Here is a 24,305-nt window from a genome sequence, read left to right on the forward strand (position 1 = left end):
TTAATCCACTTAGTTATGATACTTTTTTTACCCTGATTTTTCAAGATTAATAAGGCGATCGGTAATAAATGAATTAAAGGACGAAAAAGAATATCAAATCTTCTTTATTTTATCTATATATGTTATAATAATCAATTGCATAGAAGTTACGTGAAACATCGATTAATAAGAACATGAGGTAAGAATGAATAAAAAACCAGAACTGTTGGCACCGGCCGGAACAATGGAAGCGGTCATTGCGGCCATCAACGGCGGGGCGGATGCAGTCTATTTTGGTGGCAAATCTTTTAATGCTCGTCGTAATGCTGAAAATATGACAGATGAAGAAATAAAAGCGGCGGTCACCCTTTGTCATCAGCATGGGGTGAAAGTCTACGTCACCTTGAATATATTAATAAAAAACTGTGAAATGAGCGAATTAGTCAGCACCCTTAATTTTCTGAAAACCCTTAATCTGGATGGTCTGATTGTTCAGGATATGGGATTAATCTATTTGATCCGCCATTATTTTCCCGAATTCAAACTCCAGACCAGCACCCAGGCTTCTGTTTATGGCGTAGAAGGAGTGCTGTTTTTTCAGGAACTTGGTTTTTCCCGGGTGGTTCTGCCCCGGGAAATGCCATTAACCCAAGTAGCTGAAATCAAGAAAAAAACCCAGGTTGAATTAAAAATATTCACCCATGGAGCCTTGTGCTACGCCTATTCTGGCCAGTGTCTGATGAGCAGTATGATTGGCGGCCGAAGCGGCAACCGGGGTCTCTGCGCACAACCCTGTCGCAAGAATTACCGGCTGTTTGATGAGAACAGTCGACTGGTTCAGGAAGGCTATCTCCTCAGTCCCAAGGACTTAAATACGTTGGACGACCTGGAGACAATCATCGCTTCGGGTGTGGACTCCTTAAAAATTGAAGGCCGGATGAAAACACCGGAATACGTTTATGGGATCACCCGGGCTTATCGGGAAGGCATCGATGCTGCTGCCGGGGATAAGATTACCAAAACTGTTGATAATCAGGCCGTTATGCAGGTGTTTAACCGGGATTTCACCAGGGGTCATCTTTTTAACGAAGCGGATCTCCTCAATGCCCAGGTGGGCAAGAACCGGGGCGTTTTAATTGGCCAGGTTGTCAGCCTTACTAAAACCGCTAAAAACCAGAATCATAAAAGTGCCTATCAGCCTCTGGGGATTCGCCTCAATGAGGATGCTCAGCTTCATGTCGGGGATGGCTTATCCTTTGGTGAGGACGGGAAAATGGGGACCAAGGTGGATGCGATTTTCACCCCGGCCGGCCGCCGGCTGGAACAAGGCCTTGGTGGCGATACCGTGGCCATTCCCTGTCGCTATGGGGTTTCACCAGGAACACCACTTTATAAAAATCTTGATAAGAACTTAATGGATAGCCTTAAACAACTGGGTTCCCAATCCCTTGATCAACCAGGCACCGCAGTGAATTTTAATCTGCTCCTCAAGCTGGGCAAACCGGCCGAAATAACAACTTTCACCCAGGGGTGTACGGTTACATATACTGCCGATTTTAGTCCCGAATTACCGCTGAAAAACCCCATTGATGAAGCGATGGTTCGGGAGCAGATTTCCCGAATCGGCGGCACCGGTTATGAACTGGGGACTATTTCCATGGCGTTGGATAATCAGGTGTTTCTCTCCCGTAGCCAGTTAAACACGCTACGCAAAGAAGTGTTACTTAAACTGGCAGAGGCTCTGGCAGACGCTGAAAAAAATGCCGGAAGTACGCACGAGTTAAACCAGGCCATTACGATCGTGCCGCTGGAGAAAGAGCTAGCGGGTCAATCAGAACGATTTAAAAAACTGCAATTAGCAGACTCGAAAAAACAAGTTTCATTGGCATTTGAAAAAATGCCGGATCATCAGTTTTTAACACTTTTGGATGGGCTGGGTCTGGATCAGGTCGTGCTGCCATTGCTTGGGGAGGGGGTCGCGGAAAAGACCGTCCTCTTAAAAGATCTGGGAATCGCAGTGCTACTGAAGACACCTAAAATAATGGATGACGAATTAACTAAAAAAGTGCGTCGCTTAGTGACCAAAGAGATGAATCAGGATGGCTTTTTAATTGGCAATTATGAAGCCCTGCATCTGCTAAATAAAACATCATCTTATTTAGAGGCTGATCAGTCGTTTAACCTGTTTAATACCCTGGCAACCCGAGCATTAAAAGAGTGGGGCGTCGGTGGCGGCGTGTTGTCGCCGGAACTTATGGAAACTGAGCTGAAAGAAATAAGCGAGCATTCTGAGATTGCCATGGTTTTACCAGTTTACGGTTCGCAGGAGCTGATGGTCAGCAAAAAATGTCTGTTTGGCTGTAAAAACTGTCTGGAAAAGAAAAAAGGAACAACTGGTTTGTGTCGCCAGGAAATGACCGGTAAGCTGGTGGATGAGCGCGGGTTTGCCTTCCCGGTTGAACGGGATGACCAGGGACTGATTCATGTCTATAATGGTGATACCTTATTTTTAAGGGAAGAAATCCTGGAATTAAAAGGCGTGGACACCTGGCGAATCCATCATCACGACGAAAGTATGGAAAAGTTGAGGATCATCATCGGCTATTACAGTCAGGGGATTTATGACAAACATTGGGGTCTTCCCGAAGGACTTGGGACCGAGGGAACCACCCGGGGGAGTTTTAGACGAGGCGTAAAATAGAGGAGTGAAATAAATACATGGATCAAAGAAGTTTGAAGGTATTGGAATATCATAAAATATTGAAAAGTCTGGGTGAGCATTGTGTTACCCAGGGTGGGAAGGATCAGGCCAAAAATCTATTGCCACTGGAAAGTCTGACGGCAGTCAATCGGGGTCTTGATTTAACCAATGAAAGTCTGGGGATGATCCTCCGTAACGGCCGTCCGCCCCTGGCAGATGTTCCGAATACCAGTGATTACGTCAAGCGGGCTGCCATTGGCTCAATGCTGTCGATGAAAGAACTGTTGTCGATTGCCACCCTGCTACGGATCGCCCGGGATATGGATAACTATTACCATAGTGATACGCAGATGGATACGCTGGTATTATTAAAGGATCTGTTTACTGCGCTGGAAACCTGCGAAGAGCTGGAAAAAGAAATCAGCCGAAAAATACTGGGACCGGAAGAAATGGCCGACAACGCTTCCCGGGAACTGTCCCGGATTCGGCGGGAGATGCAGTTTAAATACAAACGGATCACTGAAAAACTAAGCCATATGATCAGCTCGACCGCCTATGAAAAAATACTCCAGGAAAAAATCGTGACGATCCGGAACAACCGCTATGTTATTCCCGTTAAACAGGAGTACCGCAGCCAGGTGCCCGGGATTGTGCTGGATAAGTCGGCCAGTGGTGCGACCCTGTTTATTGAACCGATGGCGGTGGTGGAACTGAACAACGATATCAAAATTCTGGTCACTGAAGAAGAACAGGAGATCGTCAGGATTCTCAAAGATCTCACCGAGAAGGTGGCTAATCAGCGGGATGAAATTATCTGCAATTATGATGTGCTGGTGGATCTGGATTTTCAATTTGGCAAAGGCAAGTATGGTTTGACCATCAATGGTGTCCGCACTAGTGTCACCGAAACCGGTGTGATTGAGCTGTTACGGGCCAAGCATCCGCTGATTCCCGAAGATCAGGTCGTCGCCTCGGATATTTATTTTGAAGCAGGCATTGACACCATGGTCATCACCGGTCCAAATACCGGCGGGAAAACGGTCTCCTTAAAAACCATCGGCCTGTTGAACCTGATGGTGCAGTCTGGGCTGTTTGTCCCGGTTCGGGAAGGCAGTAAAACCCGGATTTTTGCCGATATCTTTGCGGATATCGGGGATGAACAAAGCATTGAGCAAAGCCTCAGTACCTTTTCTTCCCATATGACCAATATCGTTGAGATTATGAACAAAGCGGATCATAATTCACTGGTATTATTTGACGAACTGGGCGCCGGTACGGACCCTACCGAAGGGGCTGCTCTGGCCATTTCGATTCTTAATGCCCTGCATTTGCGCAAAGTAACCAGTGTATCCACCACCCATTACAGCGAGCTTAAGGAATACGCCCTGGTCACTCCGGGGGTGGTCAATGCCAGTGTCGAATTTGATGTCAAAACGCTGAGACCAACCTATCGCCTGTTAATTGGGGTGCCGGGGAAATCCAATGCCTTTGAAATCGCGATGCGATTGGGGCTTGGTGATGAGGTCATTGAAAATGCCCGGGAGCTGATCAAGAACGAAGCCATCCGCTTTGAAGAAACCCTGATAAAAATAGATGAAAAGCGTCGTCGCACCGAAGCCGAACATGATGCCATTATTCGCCTGAAGCAGGAAACCGAAGCCCTGAAACGGCAAATGGATCAGGAAAAGCAGAAGTTTGCCGAGGAGCAAAAAGCGCTGCTCCAAAAAGCTCAGGAAGAAGCCATGGAAATTGTCAAGAAAACCCGGGCCGAAACGGAGGAAATTTACCGCGAAATCCGGACTATTCAGGAAAACACCACCAACGCGGTTAAAGATAATAAAGAATTGGAAGCGATTCGCAAGCGGATTAAAGAAAAAGAGAAGAATCTATATCAGTTTGGCAGCCGACCGAAAGACTATCAGGGGGCGGCTCTGGAAATGGACGACCTCAGCGTTGGGATGAAGGTTTACATTAACAGCCTGCGCCGGGAAGGTGAGGTCTTAAACCTGCTTCCCAATGAAAATAAGGCTATGGTTCAGGCCGAGATGATCAAGCTGAAGGTTGACGTCAGTGACCTGAGCATCTCAACGGCGCTGGCCAAACCGGAGGAAAAAAAGGTAACCTACAAAAAAGTGGATCGCCACGTGATGGACACCAAACTCGATCTGCGCGGGAAAAATGGCGAAGAATCACTGTATCTGGTTGATAAGATGATCGGTGACGCCATGCTTTCAGGTAACAAGCAGATTGTAATTGTTCATGGCAAGGGCACCGGCAGGCTCCGGGAGATCATCCATGAATACTTAAAAGGAAACCCCTTAATCGAAGATTTCCGGTTGGGAGCCATGAATGAAGGCGGCTCCGGGGTGACCATCGTGACGTTATAAAAAAGCGTCATCACTTCCGGGGAAGCAGGAATCACCGGATCGATGAGGCGATAGATAAGCAGACACGGAGATTAAAAAATAATCTTGTAAATTTACAGCACCCATAATACAATTAATGGGAAAATTTCACAAGTACCTAGAATTTTGAAATTTTGGAGGAAACATGATTTTATCGGATAAAACCATTTATAAATATCTGGAAAGCGGTGAGCTGGTCATCGATCCACTGGAACAAGGCCAGGTTCAGCCAGCCTCGGTGGATATTCGCTTGGGAAGCAGTTTTTTAAAGCTGGATGAAAATAATTTTGAGATGATGACACTGACGGATGAAATTAAGTATATTTCGATGGAAGCGGATGAGATCATTATTCCATCCAACTCTTTTCTTTTGGCAACCACCATGGAATATATCAAGCTGCCCTGCAACCTGACCGCCTTTGTCGAAGGCCGTAGCTCCATTGGTCGGATGGGCCTATTTATCCAGAATGCCGGTTGGGTGGACCCGGGCTTTGAAGGGGAGATCACCCTGGAACTTTACAATGCCAACCGTCTGCCGATCAAACTGGAAAAGGGTCGGCGGATCTGCCAGCTGGTCTTTGCTCAAATGGATGATATAGCCTTAAACCCCTATCAGGGGAAATACCAGGGACAGCGTTCGGCCGTTGGGAGTCGCGTTTTTCTGGATGAGGAATGCTGATCCGAAGTGTTAAAGCGGCCCGATGAGAGAAGGAACAAAATAATGAAAGAAATTTACTTAGATAACGCAGCAACCACCAGGGTTCATCCCCAGGTTGCTGAAAAAATGATGGATGCTCTGGTGAACAACTACGGGAATCCTTCATCCCTCCACCGCCTGGGGATCCGGGCAGAACAAGCGATTAAAGAAGTCCGGGAATTAATCGCCAAAAATCTGAACTGTCAACCCCCGGAAATCTATTTTACCTCCGGTGGAACCGAAGGTAATAATCTGATTATTCAGGGGGTGGTAGAAAATAAAAAACGTAACCGGATGCGGATTATCACCTCGGCGATTGAACACCCCTCGGTGCTGGATGTGTTTACCTTCTATGAAAATCACCAGATTGAAGTAATTGTTTTAGGCGTGGATACCCAGGGGTATATTCATTTGGATGAACTGGAAGCCGCCATGAACGAGGATACCATTCTGGTCAGCATTATGGGCGTGAATAACGAACTGGGAACGATTCAGGATCTGAAGGCGATTGGCAAAATCGTTAAGGCGGTTAACCCCAAATGTATTTTCCATGCTGATTTTGTTCAGGGCTTTATGAAAATTCCCGTGGATGTGCGGGTTTGCTTGCTTGATGCGCTGACTTTGTCCGGCCATAAGATTTTCGGACCAAAAGGCGTGGGTGCCGTCTATATTAAAAAAGGTACCGATATCAAACCGCTGCTGCGGGGTGGCGGCCAGGAAAACAATATGCGTTCGGGGACGGAAAACGTCCCGGGGATTGTTGGTTTTGGTGAAGCCATCCGCTTACGGAAAGACTCGTTTAGCGACGAGTTTGAAGTGATTCGCAGCTTGCGTACTGCCTTTATCAACGAATTAGAAGCAAAAATCGATGATATCAAAATAAATGGCGACCCCAACGGCAGCCCCTATGTGCTGAATGTTTCCTTTAATCGGGTGCGGGGTGAGGTGCTGCTACACAGCCTCGAAGCCAGGGGGATTTTTGTATCCACCGGGTCAGCCTGTTCATCCCATAAAAAAGAGAAACAGTATGTCCTTAAAGCGATTGGGCTGGCCGAGGAATATAAAGAAGGAACCATTCGCATCAGCTTTTCAAAAGACATCACCAAAGACGATGTCAATACCTCAGTGGAAGCCATTGCCCAGGCCGTGAACAGCTTGCGACTTTTGGTTAAACCAAATAAAAATAGATGACAGGAGCAAAAAAATTAATGGAACATGTTATATTGGTTCGATACGGGGAAATTGCCCTGAAAGGGTTGAACCGTAATTTTTTTATCGAATTACTGGCAAAAAATATCCGGAATACCCTGCGCAGTGTACCGTCGGCAAAGGTTAAAAAAATACAGGGGCGCTTGATTGTTGACGTCAACGATGAAGATCTGAACCGGGCCATGGAGCGGGTTCAAAAAGTATTCGGTATTGTCTCCATCAGTCCGGCTATTGTCATTGACAGTGATATTGCTGTGATTGAAGAAAATGCCATTGAGCAGGTGCGGTCCGCTGAGGATATCAAAACCTTTAAGATCACTGCCAAGCGGGGCGATAAAACCTTCCCGATCAAATCGCCGGATCTATGCTGTCGGCTGGGTGAAGTGGTGCTCGATAACGTCCCGGGTGTCACCGTGGATATCCACAACCCGGATCTGAATCTGTGGGTGGAAGTTCGCGAACAAACCTATATGTACCACGAATTTATTGCCTGTAATGGTGGGTTGCCGGTGGGCTGCAGCGGCAAAGGGGCCTTGCTCTTATCTGGTGGCATTGACAGTCCGGTGGCTGGTTATCTGATGGCCAAGCGGGGCGTCGAAGTTATTGGCGTCTATTTCCACAGCTTCCCCTTCACCAGTGATCGGACCAAGGAAAAGGTCATCGATCTGGCCAAGATCATGAGTCAGTATTGCGGAAAAATCAAACTGTTTGTGGTGCCTTTTACCGAGATCCAGACGAAGATTGTCGAAATGTGTCCGGATCGGCAGACCACCATTATCATGCGTCGCTACATGATGCGGATTGCCGAGATGATTGCCAACAACGAAGGGGCCAAGGCCATGATTACCGGGGAGAGCCTGGGTCAGGTGGCCAGCCAGACGATGGAAGGCCTGGCAGCTACCAATGCGGTAGCCGAAATGCCGGTGTTCAGGCCGCTGATCGGTTTTGATAAAACCGAAATTGTCAAGATCGCCGAAACCATCGGCACCTTTGAAACCTCAATCCTACCCTATGAGGATTGCTGTACCATTTTCGTGCCCAAGCATCCAGAAACCAGACCAAAGGTTTCGGAGATGCTGCGATCCGAAGAAAAAATTGCGGAAATGATGGTCCAAATGATGGCCACCGCCGTGGCCGAATCTGAAGTGGTCACACTCTAGTTCATAATTTATGACTTTTTCAGATTAGCTTTTTATTTTGATAAAATTATGAATAAACAACTGCAGCAGTACCGACAATTGTTATATCATGTTGTACGCATCGGAGCGGACACGGCAGAGCCTGTCCGATTCTGCGCGCAGGCAACGAGCCAATCACAAGCTTGCTTGTAGTTGGCGACTGCCCGCGACCAATGCGAAAGGAGCAAAGCGGATTTCGCATGGCGCGGAGAACAACAGATTAACAATTGGTCGGTACGGTAGTTTACAGAAAACCTGACCAGGCAATCATTTTGCCTGGTTTTTGTGTTATAATAAGGTATTCGATTAATCACTTTAGAAATCATTTAATTAAATAAAAGGAAAAAAATAATGGCAGATAATAATAAAAGTGGCATTCGCCAAAGCTATATAAAAGAACTGGATGACCTGGTTGGTTATGAAATGGAAAACCAGGTTCTTTTGGATGAAACTATATTAGAGATCATGAAACGATTGACCTTGGCAACGAAGCGGGAAGTGCTGATCTGTACCAACGATAAAAACCGGGTTCAGTGGGTGAATATCGGCGATGCCGCCACCGTCAACATCGGCAATGCGGAAATGCTGTATCACGTCAAGGCCCTGAATAAATACCGGGTGATCCATACCCATCCCGGCGGCAATCCGCGGTTATCTGACGAGGATTTTTCAGCGGCCAAAAAACAGAACTTGCAGTGTATTATTGCCATTGGCGTCGATGAAAAAATACCGACCAGCTTTAGTATCGGGGTGCCAGTAGTTGAAGAAGCAACGATGGAATACGGTCAGGCACTGTTTAAAACCCTCAAGGAATTGAATAAGTTTCCGCTGGAGCATTACATTTTATTGGCAGACCGGTTTATTAAAGATGATCCCAACAATAAGTTTGATTCTGAAGACGAAGAAGAACGGGCCTTACTGATTGGTCTGGATCTGCCCGGGAATAAGGGCGTCGAGCTGGTTGACTCCATGGAAGAATTGCGGCAACTGGTAAAAACCGCCGGGGGAACGGTGCTGGAACAGGTTTGTCAGGCCAGAAGCCAGATTGACACCACCTTTTATGTGGGCAAGGGCAAGCTGCAGGAACTGATCAAGGTGATTCAGAATAACGACATCAATCTGATTGTCGCCAATGACGAACTCAATTCCCGGCAGATTGCCAACATCGAAGCGGCCACCGGCACCAAAACGGTGGATCGAACCACCATTATTCTGGATATTTTTGCCCGGCACGCCAAAACCAAAGAAGGCAAGCTGCAGGTCGAATTGGCCCAGCAGAAATACCGGATGAGTCATTTGAAGGGGCTGGGGATTGTGATGTCCCGGACCGGCGGCGGCATCGGTACCCGGGGTCCCGGTGAAAAGAAACTGGAAACTGATCGGCGTCATATCCGCAAACAGTTAGAAGAACTGGAAGCCCGAATTGAACGGATCAATAAAAGCAATCAGCTCAACGCCGTGCAGCGGGAAAAAAACAAAGTTAAAACGGTCGGCTTAATTGGCTATACCAACTCCGGCAAAAGCACGCTGTTCAACCGGCTTACCCAAAGTGAGGTGGTGACCAAAGATGGTCTCTTTATCACCCTGGATTCGACCCTGCGAAAGGTAGATCCAGAACATGGGGATTATCTAGTCTCGGATACGGTCGGTTTTATCGATAAGCTGCCCCATGATTTAATTAAGGCCTTCAAGACCACCCTGATGGAAGTGGAAACAGCGGATCTGCTGCTCCATGTGGTGGATGTGTCCAACCATAATTACGAAGCTCAAATCACTGTGGTTAATCAGGTGCTGGCGGATATCGGAGCAGGTAACAAAAAAGTGATGATGATCTATAATAAAATCGACAAGCTGACCCCGGAAGACCGGGATGCTTTGGTCCTTAAAAATCAGCAGGCCATCGATGAGCTGACACTGTATATTTCCGCTAAAGAAGGGCTGGGCGTTGATACTCTGTTTGAAACCGTTGATCGGGTACTGATCGGAGAAAAACGGCAAATCAAGCTGCTAATCCCCTATGATGATAATAAATCGCTGGCACTTTTGCATGAAATGAAGGTGGTTCAGGAAATTGATTACCAGGCCGAAGGTAATCTGGTGACCATTGAGATGACCGATGATTTTCCGATCCATCTTTTTGAGAAGTATCAGGTGACAGAGGTATAAGTGTGGTAGATTATAAAACGGTATTAATTCCGGATGAAACCGAGCTCGAAATCAAGAAGTCCCGCTTTATCAATCTCGTTTTTCATATTGAAACCGAGGCAGAAGCAGAAACGATTCTGGCCGAAATTCGCAAAAAGCATTATAAAGCCACCCATGTCTGCTGGGCCTATCTGCTCAATACCAACCCCCGGCGCCAAAAAGCCAGCGATGACGGTGAACCATCCGGTACCGCTGGTAAACCGATTCTTGAGGTCATCAATCATCGGGAGCTCAAGGACGTCCTGGTGGTGGTGATTCGCTATTTTGGCGGCATCAAGCTGGGTAGTGGTGGTCTGATCAGGGCCTATGGTGGCGGCGCCAGTGATGTTCTTAATCATTGTACCGTGATTAAGAAACAGTTTTCCGACCAATTGCAAGTAGTGGTCAGTTACGCCAGCTACGGGGGCCTGAGTAATGGTTTATTGGAACGGGACGTGATTCCGGTGAATGAAGATTTTGGCGAAAATGTGACCCTTTCCTTTCAAATCCCGGTGGCCGAGACAAAAGAATTTTTAGCCTGGGTTGAAGATAAAACCAATGGAACTGCTCAAATTATTCGTGGTGAACAGGCTTTTGTGGATGTTGTGGAGGCTTAACAACACAACTGGTTCTAATATCGTTGTTGTTATAAAGTGGAAGGTTTGGCAGTGGATTCATCGTTAGATAAATAACTAACGAGCGAAACCCTTTACAAAAGCTAAAAAGTTGGATATAATTGCCATAGTAAAAAATTAATGCTGAGTTTTAAATTAGCGTGGATACAATAATGTATTTTAATTTAAAACAGAGAATAAAAATATCGGAGGGTAGCTTTCGGTATTTTTTCTTTTTGGTAAAACTTCATCCGGGGAAAATTTCTGTGGCACTCTAAAGGTTTATTCGTTATAATAGCAAGGCTTGTACGAGCAATCAACCCAGGAAGGACCAATTCATGAATAAAAACAACCGCGTCGTATTTCTCTTTAAGCTGCTGTTACTGGCTTATTTGGGATTTCTATTTATAATGACCCTCTTACCAGATTCAAGTAACATTACCTATGAGACCACTGTCAACCTGGTACCTTTTACCTCCATCGATAACTTCTTTTACGATATTATGGCCAATGGCTTTATTGACTGGGAATTTCTGGCGACCAAGCCAACAAATCCAACTGAAATTGTTTTATATACCTTTACCGATTCGTTTAAAAACCTGGCCGGTAACATTATTTTATTGATGCCGCTGGGTTTCTTATATCCCTTGTCCAGAAAAAACAAGGTCGGCTTTTTCCATGCGTTTGTGGTAATATTAGGGACCACCTGTGCCATCGAGCTGATTCAGTATTTATTTTTAGCCAGTCGCCGGGCCGATATTGATGATATCATCTTAAACCTGATTGGCGGCTTAATCGGCTATCTGATTTATAAATGGATCGAGTAAAAAATTAAGGGGGAAACATGGCAAAGAAAAAAAGTATTTTTGTCTGTCAGAACTGCGGTTATGATTCACCCAAATGGATGGGCAAATGTCCCGAGTGCGATCAGTGGAATACCATGGTCGAGGAGCTTGATCTGGCCAAAATGGGGAGCAAGGAAAGTACCCGGGAACGGGGCATTTATTCCCGTCCCAAATCGCTGGCTGAGATTATCTATACCGGAGATACCCGGTATCCGACTCTCAACGAAGAGTTTGATCGGGTTCTGGGCGGCGGAATTGTCCCCGGGGGGATGATTTTACTGGGCGGTGATCCGGGCATCGGTAAGTCGACGCTATTGCTGCAGACCACCGAGGCGCTCGGTAATCAGGGCTATAAAATTCTCTATATTTCCGGGGAAGAGTCGGAACAGCAATTAAAAATGCGGGGAGAACGGATGCATGTTAAATCCGAAAACATTTCCTTCTTATCAGAGATCAATATCCCCTATCTGCTGACGATTATTTTAGAGGAACGGCCGGATATTGTGATCATCGATTCGATTCAGACCATGTACAGCCCGGATATCACCTCAGCCCCGGGAAGTGTCAGTCAGATCCGGGAAAATACCGGAGCCCTGATGCAATTGGCCAAAAAAGACAATATCTCGATGGTGCTGGTGGGCCATGTTACCAAAGACGGTGCTATTGCCGGACCCCGGGTGTTGGAACATATGGTGGATACTGTGCTTTATTTTGAAGGTGAAAAATATCACGCCTATCGGGTGTTGCGGGGGGTCAAAAACCGTTTTGGCTCCACCAATGAAATCGGCATTTTTGAAATGACCGAAAATGGACTGGAATCGGTGGCCAATCCATCCGAAATGATGCTGGACAGCCGCCCCAAAAATACCTGCGGATCGGTGGTGGTGCCTTGTATCGAGGGTACTCGACCGCTACTGATTGAGCTTCAGGGTCTGGTTTCACCGACTGGTTTTGGAAATCCCCGGCGGATGGCCACGGGCATGGATTATAACCGAATGGTATTACTGATGGCGATCATGGAAAAACGGCTGGGAATTCAGATGCAGTCGGTGGATGCTTACATTAACGTGGTGGGTGGTATCAAGGTCGATGAGCCGGCTTTGGATCTTGGTGTGGTTGCCGTGCTTTATTCCAGCCTTCGGGATTTTCAGATCCCCGGCGATTTGATGATTCTGGGCGAGGTGGGATTAACAGGTGAGGTGCGAAACATTCAGCACATTGAAAAACGACTGATCGAAGGAAAAAAACTGGGTTTCAAGCGCTGTATTATTCCTAAAGGCAACCAGAAAGGGTTGAAGGTTGCCGGAATGGCGGTTCTCCCGGTTGATAATATTCGCTCAGCCCTGGACATTTTGCTGTAAAGCACCCGGCGGGTTGAAACAAGTGAATTTGACTGCTAGTTACCAACAAAAATTTATCCTTTGATTTCCGGGGAAAACCGTGTATAATTAGATTATCCCAAAGTGTTCGTTTTTACTTTATTTTTGAACCTACATCAATACTCAGGGAGTCTGATTGTTCGTTGCCAGATGTTAGGCCTCATTATATCAGTGGAAAACAGAAGTCAAAGACAAGACACCCACCTAGCTTTCGCTAGGGCGTCAAAAATGGAGTACGACACATTGGGATAGCACCTAAGGGTGCTTTTTTTGTGGTTGTATGTTTTATGTTTTGGTATAATAGATAAAGTATGTTTAAATTTTGAAGGAGGGCTTATGTACGAATATATGATCGGGAGCTTGGAAGAGCAAGCCATGGATTATGTGGTCATTGATCTAAATCGCATGGGATACAAGGTAAAGGTATCCACCAACACATTGAATGAGTTGCCTAATCTGCATTCGGAGGTAAAGCTGCATCTTCATCAGGTTATTAAAGAAGACGAGGTTTCGCTTTATGGCTTTGCCACCACCGACGAACGGGAGATTTTCAGAACCATGATCGGGATTTCCGGGATTGGACCCAAAGCCGCGATGGGACTCTTGTCCCAATTCAGTCGCAACGAACTGATTGGACATATTGTCAATGATGATCCCAAGAGCATCGCCAAAGCGCCGGGAATCGGGATTAAAACTGCCAGCCGGATTATTCTGGAGCTGAAGGACCGTTATAAGGATGTGTCGGTAGGCGACCTGAAGGTGGTTGAGTTGCGGGGAAAAGACGACAATGTCAGCCAGGCGGTTAATGGACTGGTGGGATTGGGCTACAGTATTTCGGAAGCATCCGAAATGGTATCCCGGGCATTTACCCCTGAGAGCAGTATTGAAGCTCTGATTACTGGAGCGCTCCGCTCTGCTAATCCATTGAAGGGACGATAGTCATGAAGGAACGAATCATCACCACCGATTTTACGGAATTGGATGTTGAAATAGAAAAAAATTTAAGACCCCAGGGCCTGGATGAATACATTGGTCAGGAAAAAGTTAAAAAACAGATGGGCATCTTTATTAAAGCTGCTCAGAAGCGTAGCGAAAGTCTGGATCATGTGCTCTTATACGGGCCGCCGGGATTGGGCAAAACAACGCTGGCCAACATCATTGCCCGGGAAATGGGGGTTGGGATCAAAACGACCTCCGGTCCGGCGATTGAAAAGGCCGGGGATCTGGCGGCCATTCTGACCAGTCTAAAAGAAGGGGATATTCTCTTTATTGATGAAATTCATCGCTTGCAACGCTCGGTTGAAGAGGTTTTATATCCGGCCATGGAAGATTATGCTCTGGATATCATCATTGGCAAAGGTCCAGGGGCACGTTCAATCCGACTGGAGTTGCCGCCCTTTACCCTGATCGGCGCCACCACCCGGGTGGGGCTGCTGACCTCGCCGCTGCGGGACCGCTTCGGAGTGATTCAGCGCTTGGAGCTCTATAATCCGGTTGAGCTGGCTACGATTATCCGCCGTTCATCCGGCATTATCGGCATCGAAATGGATGACGAAGGGGCGGTCGAACTGGCCATTCGCTCCCGAGGGACGCCGCGAATTGCCAACCGGTTGTTAAAGCGGGTTCGGGACTATTGTGAAATCGAAGGCCGGGGCGTCATCGATCTCAAGACGACCCGGGAGGCTCTGGATCTTTTTGAAGTGGATGCGGTGGGTCTGGATGAGATCGACCGCATCATGCTCAGAACCATCGTCGAAAAATTTGATGGTGGACCGGTGGGGATCGACACCCTGGCTGCCGCCATTGGCGAAGAGAAAAACACCATTGAAGAGGTTTATGAACCGTATCTGATTCAACTGGGGTTCCTTTCAAAAACGCCCCGGGGGCGGGTGATCACCAGTCGTGGTTACGCCCATCTGGGATTAGAGGTATTAATGAATGAGGCACTCAATCCTCAACAATTAAAAATAAACTTTTATGATAATGAGGATGATATCGATGAATAAAACTGACTTTTATTTTGATCTTCCGGACGAATTGATCGCCCAATGTCCCCTGGAAAAAAGGGACAATTCACGGTTGATGGTGCTCAACCGCGAAAAAAATACGATTGAAGACCATAGCTTTTTTGAGATAACTAATTATTTCCGGCCCGGAGATTTGCTGGTGATGAATAACACCAAGGTTTTACCGGGACGGTTGTTCGGTGCCCGGGAAGATACCGGGGGCAAGGTGGAAATTCTGTTGCTGCGGCATCTGGCTCAAAAAGACTGGGAAATCATGGTCAAACCGGGAAAACGAGCTCGGGTTGGTGCCCGGATTGTTTTCAGTCCGGAGCTTAAGGGCGAAATCACCGGAACCACTCAGGGTGGTCTGCGGATTATCAGCTTTGAATACACGGGCGTTTTTGAGGAAATCATCGATGAGATCGGTCTGATGCCGGTGCCACCATATATCCATGAAACCCTGAAGGACAATAACCGCTATCAGACTGTTTATGCCAAGCGGGAAGGATCATCAGCAGCCCCCACGGCGGGGCTCCATTTCACCCCAGATCTGCTTCAAAAAATTGAAGCGATGGGGGTGGAAATTGCCGAGGTGACCCTCCATGTCGGGATCGGCACCTTTCGTCCGGTAAAATGCGATGTGATCGAAGAACATCATATGCATGAGGAGTATTATGAAGTGCCGGAAGAAACTGCTAAGGCTATTAAGCGAACCAGGGAAAGAGGCGGTCGGGTCATCGCCGTGGGCACCACCTCGGTGCGAACCCTGGAAAGCAATGCCAAGCTGCATGATGGCGTGGTAACCCCTTACACCGGAGTAACGGATATTTTTATTTATCCTGGTTATGAATGGGAGGTGGTCGATGCTTTGATCACAAATTTTCATCTGCCGGAATCGACCCTGCTGATGCTGGTATCGGCCTTCTATAACCGGGAAGCGGTTATGAAAGCTTACCAAACTGCCATCGACTGGAAATATCGTTTTTTCAGCTTTGGAGACGCCTTGTTTATTGAGTAAAAAAGAGCAGTCATTTGCAAACAGCAAAGCAAGTTTTGTTTGAGGCATTTGAAGTTACAACTATATATAAAATCAGGAGAAAAGAATGAGCGAATTTCGTTATGAATTGATTAAGGAGTGCAAAGACACCGGCGCCAGACTGGGAAAGATCCATACCAAGCGGGGCGTCATCAATACCCCGATTTTTATGCCAGTGGGAACTCAGGCAACAGTGAAGTCCCTGTCGTCCGAAGATCTGGTGGAGATGGACGCCAATGTTATTCTGGGGAACACCTATCATCTCTATTTGAGACCCGGCCAGGAAATTATGGACAAGGCTGGCGGTATCCATAAGTTTATGAACTGGAATCGGCCGGTGCTCACTGACAGCGGCGGATTTCAGGTATTTTCTTTAAATGATTTAAGAAAGATTACCGAAGAAGGCGTTGAATTTATTTCACATCTGGACGGATCCCGACATTTCATGACCCCGGAAAAAGCCATTGACATGCAGAACTCCATTGGGGCGGATATTATCATGTGTTTTGATGAGTGTGCCCCGGCCGGTGCCGATTATGAGTACACTAAAAAATCCATGGAAATGACCACCCGCTGGGCGAGGCGTTGTAAAGATGCGCATAAGCGGCCCGAGGATCAGGCCCTGTTTGGGATTGTCCAGGGCGGTATGTTTGCCGATCTACGGGCCCAAAGTGTGCAGGAACTCACCGATATCGGTTTCCCAGGATACTCGATTGGTGGACTCAGTGTGGGCGAACCCAAAGATGTGATGTATCGGATGCTGGATGCCACCACCCCGCTGTTGCCAAAAGATAAGCCCCGGTATTTAATGGGGGTTGGCTCGCTGGATGCGCTTTTTGAAGGCACGATTCGCGGGATCGATATGTTTGACTGTGTGCTCCAAAGCCGGATCGCCAGAAACGGCACCGCTTTTACCAGTCATGGTAAGGTTGTCGTTCGTAATGCTACCTATAAGGAAGATTTTACACCGGTTGATCCGGAATGTGATTGTTTCGTTTGTCGAAACTACACCCGGGCTTACATCCGACATCTGATTAAAACCAATGAAATTTTAGGAGCCAGGTTATTGACATATCATAACTTATACTTTACACTTGTAACAATGAAGAAAATTCGACAGGCCATAATGGATGACAATTTATTAGCCTATAAAGAAGCTTTCTTTGAAAAATTCGGCATTGCTGAATAATGATGAAGGAGAATGTGAATGTTTGGAATTGATTTTACATTAATTCTCCCTTTGATTTTAGTACTTGTATTTTTCTATTTCTTTATTTTAAGACCACAGCAAAAACAACAAAAAGAAATTAAAGAAATGCGATCAAGTATGAAACCAGGGGATGAAATTGTTACAATTGGTGGGTTTTATGCGATCGTCTATGCGATTGGTGAAGAAAATGTGACCATCGAATTATTGCCAGATTACAATAAGGCGCTGATTACAAAATCAGCCATTGCTCGAATTGTCAGTGTTGGGGACGCTGTTGCAGCAACAGAAGAAGACAATTTTGAAGAACTGGAAGATTTGGACAACGAAGAAATCATCGTCGACGCCGAATTTGAAGAAATCGACGAAGAAAAAAAATAATAAAGAGCAGGTCAGCGGTTGGCTACCCGACAATTGTCAGGTCATCGTCGGCCATTGTTCTGATAAAAAATAATTTTTGAGGGGAGTGAACAATTTGAAGCACATTAAAATCATTAAAGAGGGTAAACTCACTGACGTAAAAAACAGAGGGTGCGGGGAATGTCAAACTTCCTGTCAATCAGCCTGTAAAACATCTTGCACCGTCGGAAATCAAAAATGCAAACAAACGACTGAAAAATAATAATCAAGCCTGAAAGGGGCTGTCTCGTAAGAGATAGTCCCTTTTTTGATGATACCATAAACTAGGAGAAAAAATGATACATAAATATAAAAAGAACAATCTCAATATTGTGTTGGATGTGGATACCAGCACCGTGTTGACCGTCGATGAGCTGACTTATGATCTATTGGATCACTATGAAGATAAGACCAGAACCGAAATGATTGCCAGCTATCAAGGGAAATATCCATTGGCGGAAATCAATGAATGTCTGGATGAATTGGACGGCGTTAAAGCCGCCGGGTTGTTATTTCGGGAGATGAACTATCAACGAGAAAACTATGCCAATGAAGATCTAATCAAGGCCCTGTGTCTTCATGTGGCCCATGACTGCAATCTGAAATGTTCCTATTGTTTTGCCGCCCAGGGCGACTTTGATGGGGAAAAGCTGCTGATGCCGCTGGAAATAGGAAAAAAAGCCATTGATTTTATCATCGCCCAGTCCAAAAACCGAAAAAACCTGGAAGTGGATTTCTTCGGCGGAGAACCACTGATGAACCTCGATGTGGTCAAACAATTGGTGGTGTATGGCAATGAAATGGCCGCCAAAAACGATAAGCAGTTCAAATTTACGATGACTACCAATGGGGTATTGCTCAATGCTGAAACCCGGGAATATCTTAATGAAACCATGGACAATATTGTCCTCAGTCTGGATGGCCGAAAAGACGTCAACGACCAGATGCGGCAAACTGTCAATGATCAGGGCTCCTTTGATGTGATTATCGATAATATCAAAGCAATGGCAAAAATGCGGGGTGACAAGGATCATTATGTCCGGGGCACCTATACCCATCATAATCTTGACTTTGCCAAGGATGTTCAGTTTTTGGCGGCAGAGGGTTTTAAGAGTATTTCGGTGGAACCGGTGGTGGCTGAGGCAACCCACGATTACGCCCTGACCGAATCGGATCTGCCTGTCATTATGGAAGAATATGATGCGTTGGCCTTGTCTTACCTGAAACGCCATCAGGAAGGGCTTAATTATAACTTTTTTCATTTTAATGTCGATCTCGATCATGGTCCCTGTGTTTACAAACGCCTGTCTGGATGTGGGGCCGGTAAGGATTATGTGGCGGTGACACCGGAAGGGGACATTTATCCCTGCCATCAGTTTGTCGGCAATGAAGCTTTTAAGATGGGGGACGTGAACAACGGCATCACCAACGGCGAAATCAAAAAAATCTTTGATGCCGGAAATCTGCTGGAAAAAGAAGACTGTCAAACCTGTTGGGCTAAATATTTCTGCGGCGGTGGTTGTCATGCCAACGCCTATAACTTTAACGGCACGATTATGAAACCCCATTTCGTCAGCTGTGAAATTGAGCGGCGGCGGGTCGAAAACGCCATTATGATTTCAATTATCGAGGGCGAACAGGAATAAGCTGTTGGGGTTGGCGTGAACTACCGTACCGACCAATTGTTAATCTGTTGTTCGCTGCGGAATCGGACAGGCTCTGCCGTGTCCGCTCCGATGCGTACAACATGATGTAACAATTGTCGGTACTAGGCCAGTTAGAAAAAATAGCAAATAGTAAAGTGTCACCTGGTTTTTTTGACAAGAATGGATATTTGTGGTAGATTAAGGTATCTGCATTAACCAAACCTTCAGATTATTCTGCGACTTGAAGCATAATATTCAATTAAATAAAATCAAAACATTCATTCTAAGATCAACTACAACACCATCTAAAACCCATGGAGGCACATATTGGAAAAGAAATCACTGGAAGATTTAACGGTTGTTGAATTGCGTAAACAGGCAGAGCATCTGGGTATCGAAAAAACAAGCCGACTTAAAAAAATTGAACTCATCGAGGCCATCGAAGAAAAATTGGAATCCTCGGCAGATCAAGCTGATCTTCAAAATCATCAGCACGCGCATCATCACGAGATAAAGGAAAAAGAACGATTGACAGACGATAAAGAAATACCGGAAAAAACACCAACTGAAAAAAATATTCATGAAAAACAGCCGAGCCAGACCAATCAGCGGATCACTAATGGATCGAATGGAAATGGTGCCCGTTCACCCTATTATAAGATCAAAGATTCCATGGATAATGTCGTGGTGGTGGAAGGAAATCTGGAAATCCTGCCGGAAGGTTTTGGTTTTGTTAAAAACAAGGAAATGAAATCCAATGAGGAATTCGTTTATATTTCCGGTTCGCAAATACAGAAGTTCAAACTGGAAACTGGCGATGTCCTTAGCGGCAAGGTCCGTCCGCCTAAAACTGGTGAAAAATATTCAGCGATGTTATTTCTGGAAAAGGTCAATGGCACCAAAACTGCGGACATTATCCAGAAGATCAATAGTATGCTCTACGTCGATGATAAAAAGGATCTGGACCGCTTTAAAAACTCCCAGGAAGGGATTTTGGATGTCAACCCGGATGGGTTTGGTTTTCTGAGAACCAATCATTATTTATCCGGTGACCACGACATTTACGTGGCGGCCAACCAGATCCGTCGCTTTAATCTCCGTACTGGCGATAAAATCCTGGGGAAAATTAAGATGTCCGGCGAAAATGAAAAATTTGACGCGTTGCTTTATGTGGAAAAAGTCAACGGTGACATCCCCGAAAAAATTGCCAATCGACCCCGATTTGAACGGTTGACACCAATTTTTCCAGAAGAACGGATCACCCTGGAAACAACCCAGGATGTTGTGTCAACCCGGATGATCGATCTGTTTTCACCGATGGGTAAAGGTCAGCGGGGACTGATTGTAGCACCACCGAAAGCTGGGAAAACGATTCTGTTAAAGGAAATCGCCACCGGCATTACTACCAATCATCCGGAAATCGAACTGATTATCCTGCTGGTGGACGAGCGGCCGGAAGAAGTCACCGATATGAAGCGATCCATCGATGCGGATATTGTCTATTCAACCTTTGATCAGCCGCCCGAGAATCACATCAAGGTAGCTGAAATCGTGTTGGAACGGGGTAAGCGGCTAGTTGAACAGGGCAAAGATGTGGTTATCCTGGTTGATAGTTTAACCCGGCTGACCCGGGGAAATAATCTGGTAGTTTCGCCTTCAGGCCGAACCCTGTCCGGGGGGCTTGATCCGGAAGCGTTATTCTTTCCAAAAAAATTCTTCGGTTCGGCCCGAAATGTGGAAGAAGGCGGCAGTTTGACCATTTTGGCCACAGCCCTGGTGGACACTGGCAGCCGCATGGATGATATTATCTTTGAAGAATTCAAGGGTACCGGAAACATGGAGCTGCATTTGGAACGGGAATTAGCTGAGCGGCGGATCTACCCGGCCATCAATCTGAACCGTTCTGGCACCCGTCGGGAAGAAAAATTATTAACCGCCGAAGAGCTGAAAGTCAGTTTTGACATTCGTAAGCTTTACAAGGGAACCACGGTTTATGATCTCACCGATAAGATTATTTCGATTCTGGAACGCACCAAAGATAACAAAGCGTTTATGAAAAAATTTATTGATAAATATAACGCACAAAATATTTGATCTTTTAAGAAAAGTTTGATATAATATCACGGTTGATAAAATAACAATTAGCAATTAAATAAATAAGAAACGAGGTGGATTCGATGAAAGAAGGCATTCATCCAAATTACGGCAAATCAATAGTTAAATGTGCATGCGGAAATACATTTGAAACTGGTTCTATCAAACCAGAATTAAAAGTGGAAATCTGTTCAGTATGTCACCCATTTTTCACAGGGAAACAAAAACTTATTGATGCTGGTGGACGTGTTGATCGATTTAATAAAAAATACGGCATTAAAAACGAGTCAGCAGAATAAAAAAGAAGTCGGTTCTTGTAACCGGCTTTTTTCTTGTTCAGATGCGAAAATGGTTTTTAGTTTGAAGTTGAGGTAGGAAAAATGACCATCAAAGAGATTTTAGATTTTGGACGGCTAACGCTTGCTCAGGCCGGAATCGAATATCCCGGTTTAGAAGCCGAGATTCTACTAAGTCGGATTTTGGATCAGGATCGGGTCTATTTCTATACCCATTCACAGGAAGTGGTGGACTTAGAACGAATAGAAACCTATCGTAGCGCTATCAAAAGACGCTGTCAACTAGAGCCAGTCGCCTACATTCTGGGAAAAAAAGAATTTATGGGGATGGACTTTTTTGTTAATGACGATGTTCTAATTCCCCGACCAGATACCGAACCGATGGTGGAATATCTGCTTGAGTATTTGCAGGTCAACTACCCGGAAGGGGCTAAAGTTCTGGATCTGTGCACCGGGAGTGGGGCCATTGGCATTTCGATCAAGAAATACTTTAAGCCGGCCATCGTCAGTCTCAGCGATTTTTCGGAGGCGGCACTGGCGGTGGCAAAAATTAATGCCGCCCAACTGGTCAAGGGGGATCTTTCGCTTTATCAGGGCGATTTATTTGCCGCCATTCCCCAGGGCGAAACCTTTGATGTGATTGTCTCCAATCCCCCGTATATCAGGCGGGCAGAGATGAGTGGGCTAGCCCGGGATATTATTGCGTATGAACCTCATCTGGCCCTGGACGGCGGCGAGTCTGGCTTGGATTTTTATCGGCGAATCATTGCGGCAGCTCATCAATTTTTGGAAAAAGACGGTCTCCTGGCCCTGGAAATTGGCGACGACCAGACAGACTCAGTCACTGACCTTTTAGCGAAAAACGGTTATCAAGAGATAAAAACGATTCGGGATCTGAGCGGACACGTTCGCTGTCTCACCGGTAAATTATCTGATCTGAAACCCGGGGATAATAATAAATTGGGATGACGGCGCTCCAGAATTGTGATAGAATAATAACATTGAATTGAAAAGAAAAAATTAACATATGCATAGCGGAGGTAAACATGGTATCAGCAGGAGATTTTAAAAAAGGTGTAACCTTTGAAATGGATGGTCATACATTTACGATCATCGAATTTCAACACGTAAAACCAGGTAAAGGCGCAGCCTTTGTTCGAACCAAGATTCGAAATGTTATCACAGGAGCAGTGGTAGAAAAATCATTCAACCCGACGGAACGTTATCCGAAAGCACAGGTTGAAACCCGAGAAATGGAATACTTATATGAAGATGGTGGGCTGTACTACTTCATGGATCTGGAGTCCTACGAGCAGATTCCATTGAATTTGAGCCAGGTGGAAGAAGCGCTAAAATATCTGAAAGAAAATGATATTGCCACCGTGAAATCCCTGAAAGGTGTGGCCTTTTCAGTAGCTGCTCCTAACTTTGTGGAATTGGAAGTTGTTAAGACAGATCCCGGCTTTAAGGGCGACACCGCAACCGGCGCAAATAAACCAGCAACTGTCGAAACTGGCGCAATTATCACGGTACCGCTGTTTGTGGAACAAGGTGATAAGATTCGCATCGACACCCGTACGGGTGATTACATGGAAAGGGTATAAAATGAAATATATTAATGAAAAAGTCGCTTATACCAAAGGCCTGGTAGATGGTCTGGAACTAGATCAGGCTTCCAACGAAGGCAAGGTACTGGTTCAGGTATTGGATATTCTTGAAGACATCGTTGATGCCCTGGATGGCATTACTGAGGCTCAGGAAGAGCTGGAAGAATATGTGGAAATGGTTGATGATGATCTCTCTGATTTAGAGGAATTTATTTTAGACGAAGATTTTTCAGATGATGACGAATTTGATTTTGATGAAGAAGATTACTACGAGATCATTTGTCCCGAATGTGGAAATATCTATATCACCGAATTTGAGTCGTTTGAAAATAATACGGTGGCCTGCCCGGACTGTGGCGCCCCCTTTAAATTAAATGAAGAAGTTGCATCATGCTGCGGCGAAGATGGTTGTGACTGTCACCAGGAAATCTAAAGAACTCAGGTAATTTGAAATGAAAATAGAAATGAAAAACAATCAGTCACCGAATATCAATGACGAAATGATCGCTTCAATTGTCAGCTTGGCGGCTACTGGCGTTAACGGTGTGGCGCGTATTTCATTGAGAATCACCGATGAAATCATGGATAAGCTCTATCTGGCATCAACAACAAAAGGTGTTAAGATTGCCAGAGATCCGGCCGGTTTGATGATTTGGGTCTATGTCATCACCGAACCCGGGGTTGATATTATCAAGGTTTCAAAAGCAATTCAGAAAAAAGTCAAGGTTGCGGTGGAGTCCATGGCCGGGTTCCAGGTAGCTGCGGTTAATGTCCGAATTGAAGGTTCAGGCAAATAAGGGGCGAAAGCCCCTTTTATAAAATA

Annotated in this window: 22 protein-coding genes and 1 other RNA gene; all 23 read left to right on the top strand. The window is 45.8% G+C overall.

What is annotated here, in order from left to right:
• Window positions 1-184 precede the first annotated feature (184 nt).
• On the top strand, window positions 185-2,680 hold the full coding sequence (locus tag A3KS_RS0112515) for a U32 family peptidase (protein ID WP_026395206.1): 2,496 nt from the start codon (window positions 185-187) through the stop codon (window positions 2,678-2,680).
• 17 nt (window positions 2,681-2,697) lie between these two features.
• On the top strand, window positions 2,698-5,067 hold the full coding sequence (locus A3KS_RS0112520) for an endonuclease MutS2 (protein WP_026395207.1): 2,370 nt from the start codon (window positions 2,698-2,700) through the stop codon (window positions 5,065-5,067).
• Between the two features lie 163 nt (window positions 5,068-5,230).
• The gene (gene dcd, locus A3KS_RS0112525) at window positions 5,231-5,764 is read left to right on the top strand and encodes a dCTP deaminase (RefSeq protein ID WP_026395208.1); all 534 of its coding nucleotides are present in this window, start codon (window positions 5,231-5,233) and stop codon (window positions 5,762-5,764) included.
• A gap of 42 nt (window positions 5,765-5,806) precedes the next feature.
• The gene (locus A3KS_RS0112530; protein ID WP_026395209.1) at window positions 5,807-6,973 is read left to right on the top strand and encodes a cysteine desulfurase family protein; all 1,167 of its coding nucleotides are present in this window, start codon (window positions 5,807-5,809) and stop codon (window positions 6,971-6,973) included.
• Window positions 6,974-6,990: 17 nt separating this feature from the next.
• Entirely contained in the window at window positions 6,991-8,151 is a 1,161-nt protein-coding gene (gene thiI, locus A3KS_RS0112535) for a tRNA uracil 4-sulfurtransferase ThiI (protein ID WP_026395210.1), read from the top strand.
• 369 nt (window positions 8,152-8,520) lie between these two features.
• On the top strand, window positions 8,521-10,335 hold the full coding sequence (gene hflX, locus A3KS_RS0112540; RefSeq protein ID WP_026395211.1) for a GTPase HflX: 1,815 nt from the start codon (window positions 8,521-8,523) through the stop codon (window positions 10,333-10,335).
• 2 nt (window positions 10,336-10,337) lie between these two features.
• Window positions 10,338-10,970, top strand: a complete 633-nt coding sequence (locus A3KS_RS0112545; protein ID WP_026395212.1) for a YigZ family protein — start codon at window positions 10,338-10,340, stop codon at window positions 10,968-10,970.
• Between the two features lie 335 nt (window positions 10,971-11,305).
• Window positions 11,306-11,794 (top strand): VanZ family protein, encoded by a 489-nt coding sequence (locus A3KS_RS0112550; RefSeq protein WP_026395213.1) that lies wholly within the window; start codon window positions 11,306-11,308, stop codon window positions 11,792-11,794.
• Between the two features lie 17 nt (window positions 11,795-11,811).
• Complete coding sequence (radA, locus tag A3KS_RS0112555) at window positions 11,812-13,173, top strand: DNA repair protein RadA (RefSeq protein WP_026395214.1); 1,362 nt, start codon at window positions 11,812-11,814, stop codon at window positions 13,171-13,173.
• 91 nt (window positions 13,174-13,264) lie between these two features.
• A non-coding RNA gene (ssrS, locus tag A3KS_RS23235) (6S RNA) lies at window positions 13,265-13,445 on the top strand.
• An 82-nt stretch (window positions 13,446-13,527) separates the two neighbouring features.
• Window positions 13,528-14,130: a Holliday junction branch migration protein RuvA gene (gene ruvA, locus A3KS_RS0112560; protein ID WP_026395215.1), complete on the top strand. Its 603-nt coding sequence runs from the start codon at window positions 13,528-13,530 to the stop codon at window positions 14,128-14,130.
• A 2-nt stretch (window positions 14,131-14,132) separates the two neighbouring features.
• Complete coding sequence (gene ruvB / locus A3KS_RS21200) at window positions 14,133-15,197, top strand: Holliday junction branch migration DNA helicase RuvB (RefSeq protein ID WP_035356217.1); 1,065 nt, start codon at window positions 14,133-14,135, stop codon at window positions 15,195-15,197.
• Window positions 15,190-16,215: a tRNA preQ1(34) S-adenosylmethionine ribosyltransferase-isomerase QueA gene (gene queA, locus A3KS_RS0112570; protein ID WP_026395216.1), complete on the top strand. Its 1,026-nt coding sequence runs from the start codon at window positions 15,190-15,192 to the stop codon at window positions 16,213-16,215. Before ruvB ends, queA begins: the two co-directional genes overlap by 8 nt.
• Window positions 16,216-16,300: 85 nt before the next feature.
• Complete coding sequence (tgt, locus tag A3KS_RS0112575; protein WP_026395217.1) at window positions 16,301-17,422, top strand: tRNA guanosine(34) transglycosylase Tgt; 1,122 nt, start codon at window positions 16,301-16,303, stop codon at window positions 17,420-17,422.
• 18 nt (window positions 17,423-17,440) lie between these two features.
• A complete protein-coding gene (gene yajC / locus A3KS_RS21205) occupies window positions 17,441-17,821 on the top strand; it encodes a preprotein translocase subunit YajC (RefSeq protein ID WP_035356220.1) in 381 nt (126 codons plus the stop codon).
• Between the two features lie 94 nt (window positions 17,822-17,915).
• Window positions 17,916-18,062, top strand: coding sequence for a six-cysteine ranthipeptide SCIFF (gene scfA / locus A3KS_RS23240; protein ID WP_083837856.1), 147 nt, complete (start codon window positions 17,916-17,918; stop codon window positions 18,060-18,062).
• 73 nt (window positions 18,063-18,135) lie between these two features.
• Window positions 18,136-19,485, top strand: a complete 1,350-nt coding sequence (scfB, locus tag A3KS_RS0112585) for a thioether cross-link-forming SCIFF peptide maturase (RefSeq protein ID WP_026395218.1) — start codon at window positions 18,136-18,138, stop codon at window positions 19,483-19,485.
• Window positions 19,486-19,812: 327 nt separating this feature from the next.
• A complete protein-coding gene (gene rho, locus A3KS_RS0112590) occupies window positions 19,813-21,579 on the top strand; it encodes a transcription termination factor Rho (protein ID WP_026395219.1) in 1,767 nt (588 codons plus the stop codon).
• Window positions 21,580-21,662: 83 nt separating this feature from the next.
• On the top strand, window positions 21,663-21,878 hold the full coding sequence (rpmE, locus tag A3KS_RS0112595; protein ID WP_026395220.1) for a 50S ribosomal protein L31: 216 nt from the start codon (window positions 21,663-21,665) through the stop codon (window positions 21,876-21,878).
• A gap of 81 nt (window positions 21,879-21,959) precedes the next feature.
• Entirely contained in the window at window positions 21,960-22,844 is an 885-nt protein-coding gene (gene prmC / locus A3KS_RS0112600) for a peptide chain release factor N(5)-glutamine methyltransferase (protein ID WP_026395221.1), read from the top strand.
• 77 nt (window positions 22,845-22,921) lie between these two features.
• A complete protein-coding gene (gene efp, locus A3KS_RS0112605; RefSeq protein ID WP_026395222.1) occupies window positions 22,922-23,479 on the top strand; it encodes an elongation factor P in 558 nt (185 codons plus the stop codon).
• A 1-nt stretch (window position 23,480) separates the two neighbouring features.
• Complete coding sequence (locus A3KS_RS0112610) at window positions 23,481-23,915, top strand: CD1247 N-terminal domain-containing protein (protein WP_026395223.1); 435 nt, start codon at window positions 23,481-23,483, stop codon at window positions 23,913-23,915.
• Window positions 23,916-23,934: 19 nt separating this feature from the next.
• Entirely contained in the window at window positions 23,935-24,279 is a 345-nt protein-coding gene (locus tag A3KS_RS0112615) for an Asp23/Gls24 family envelope stress response protein (RefSeq protein WP_051355856.1), read from the top strand.
• Window positions 24,280-24,305 lie beyond the last annotated feature (26 nt).

The sequence above is a fragment of the Acetobacterium malicum subsp. dehalogenans DSM 11527 genome (assembly GCF_000472665.1).
Classification (GTDB): Bacteria; Bacillota; Clostridia; order Eubacteriales; family Eubacteriaceae; genus Acetobacterium; species Acetobacterium malicum.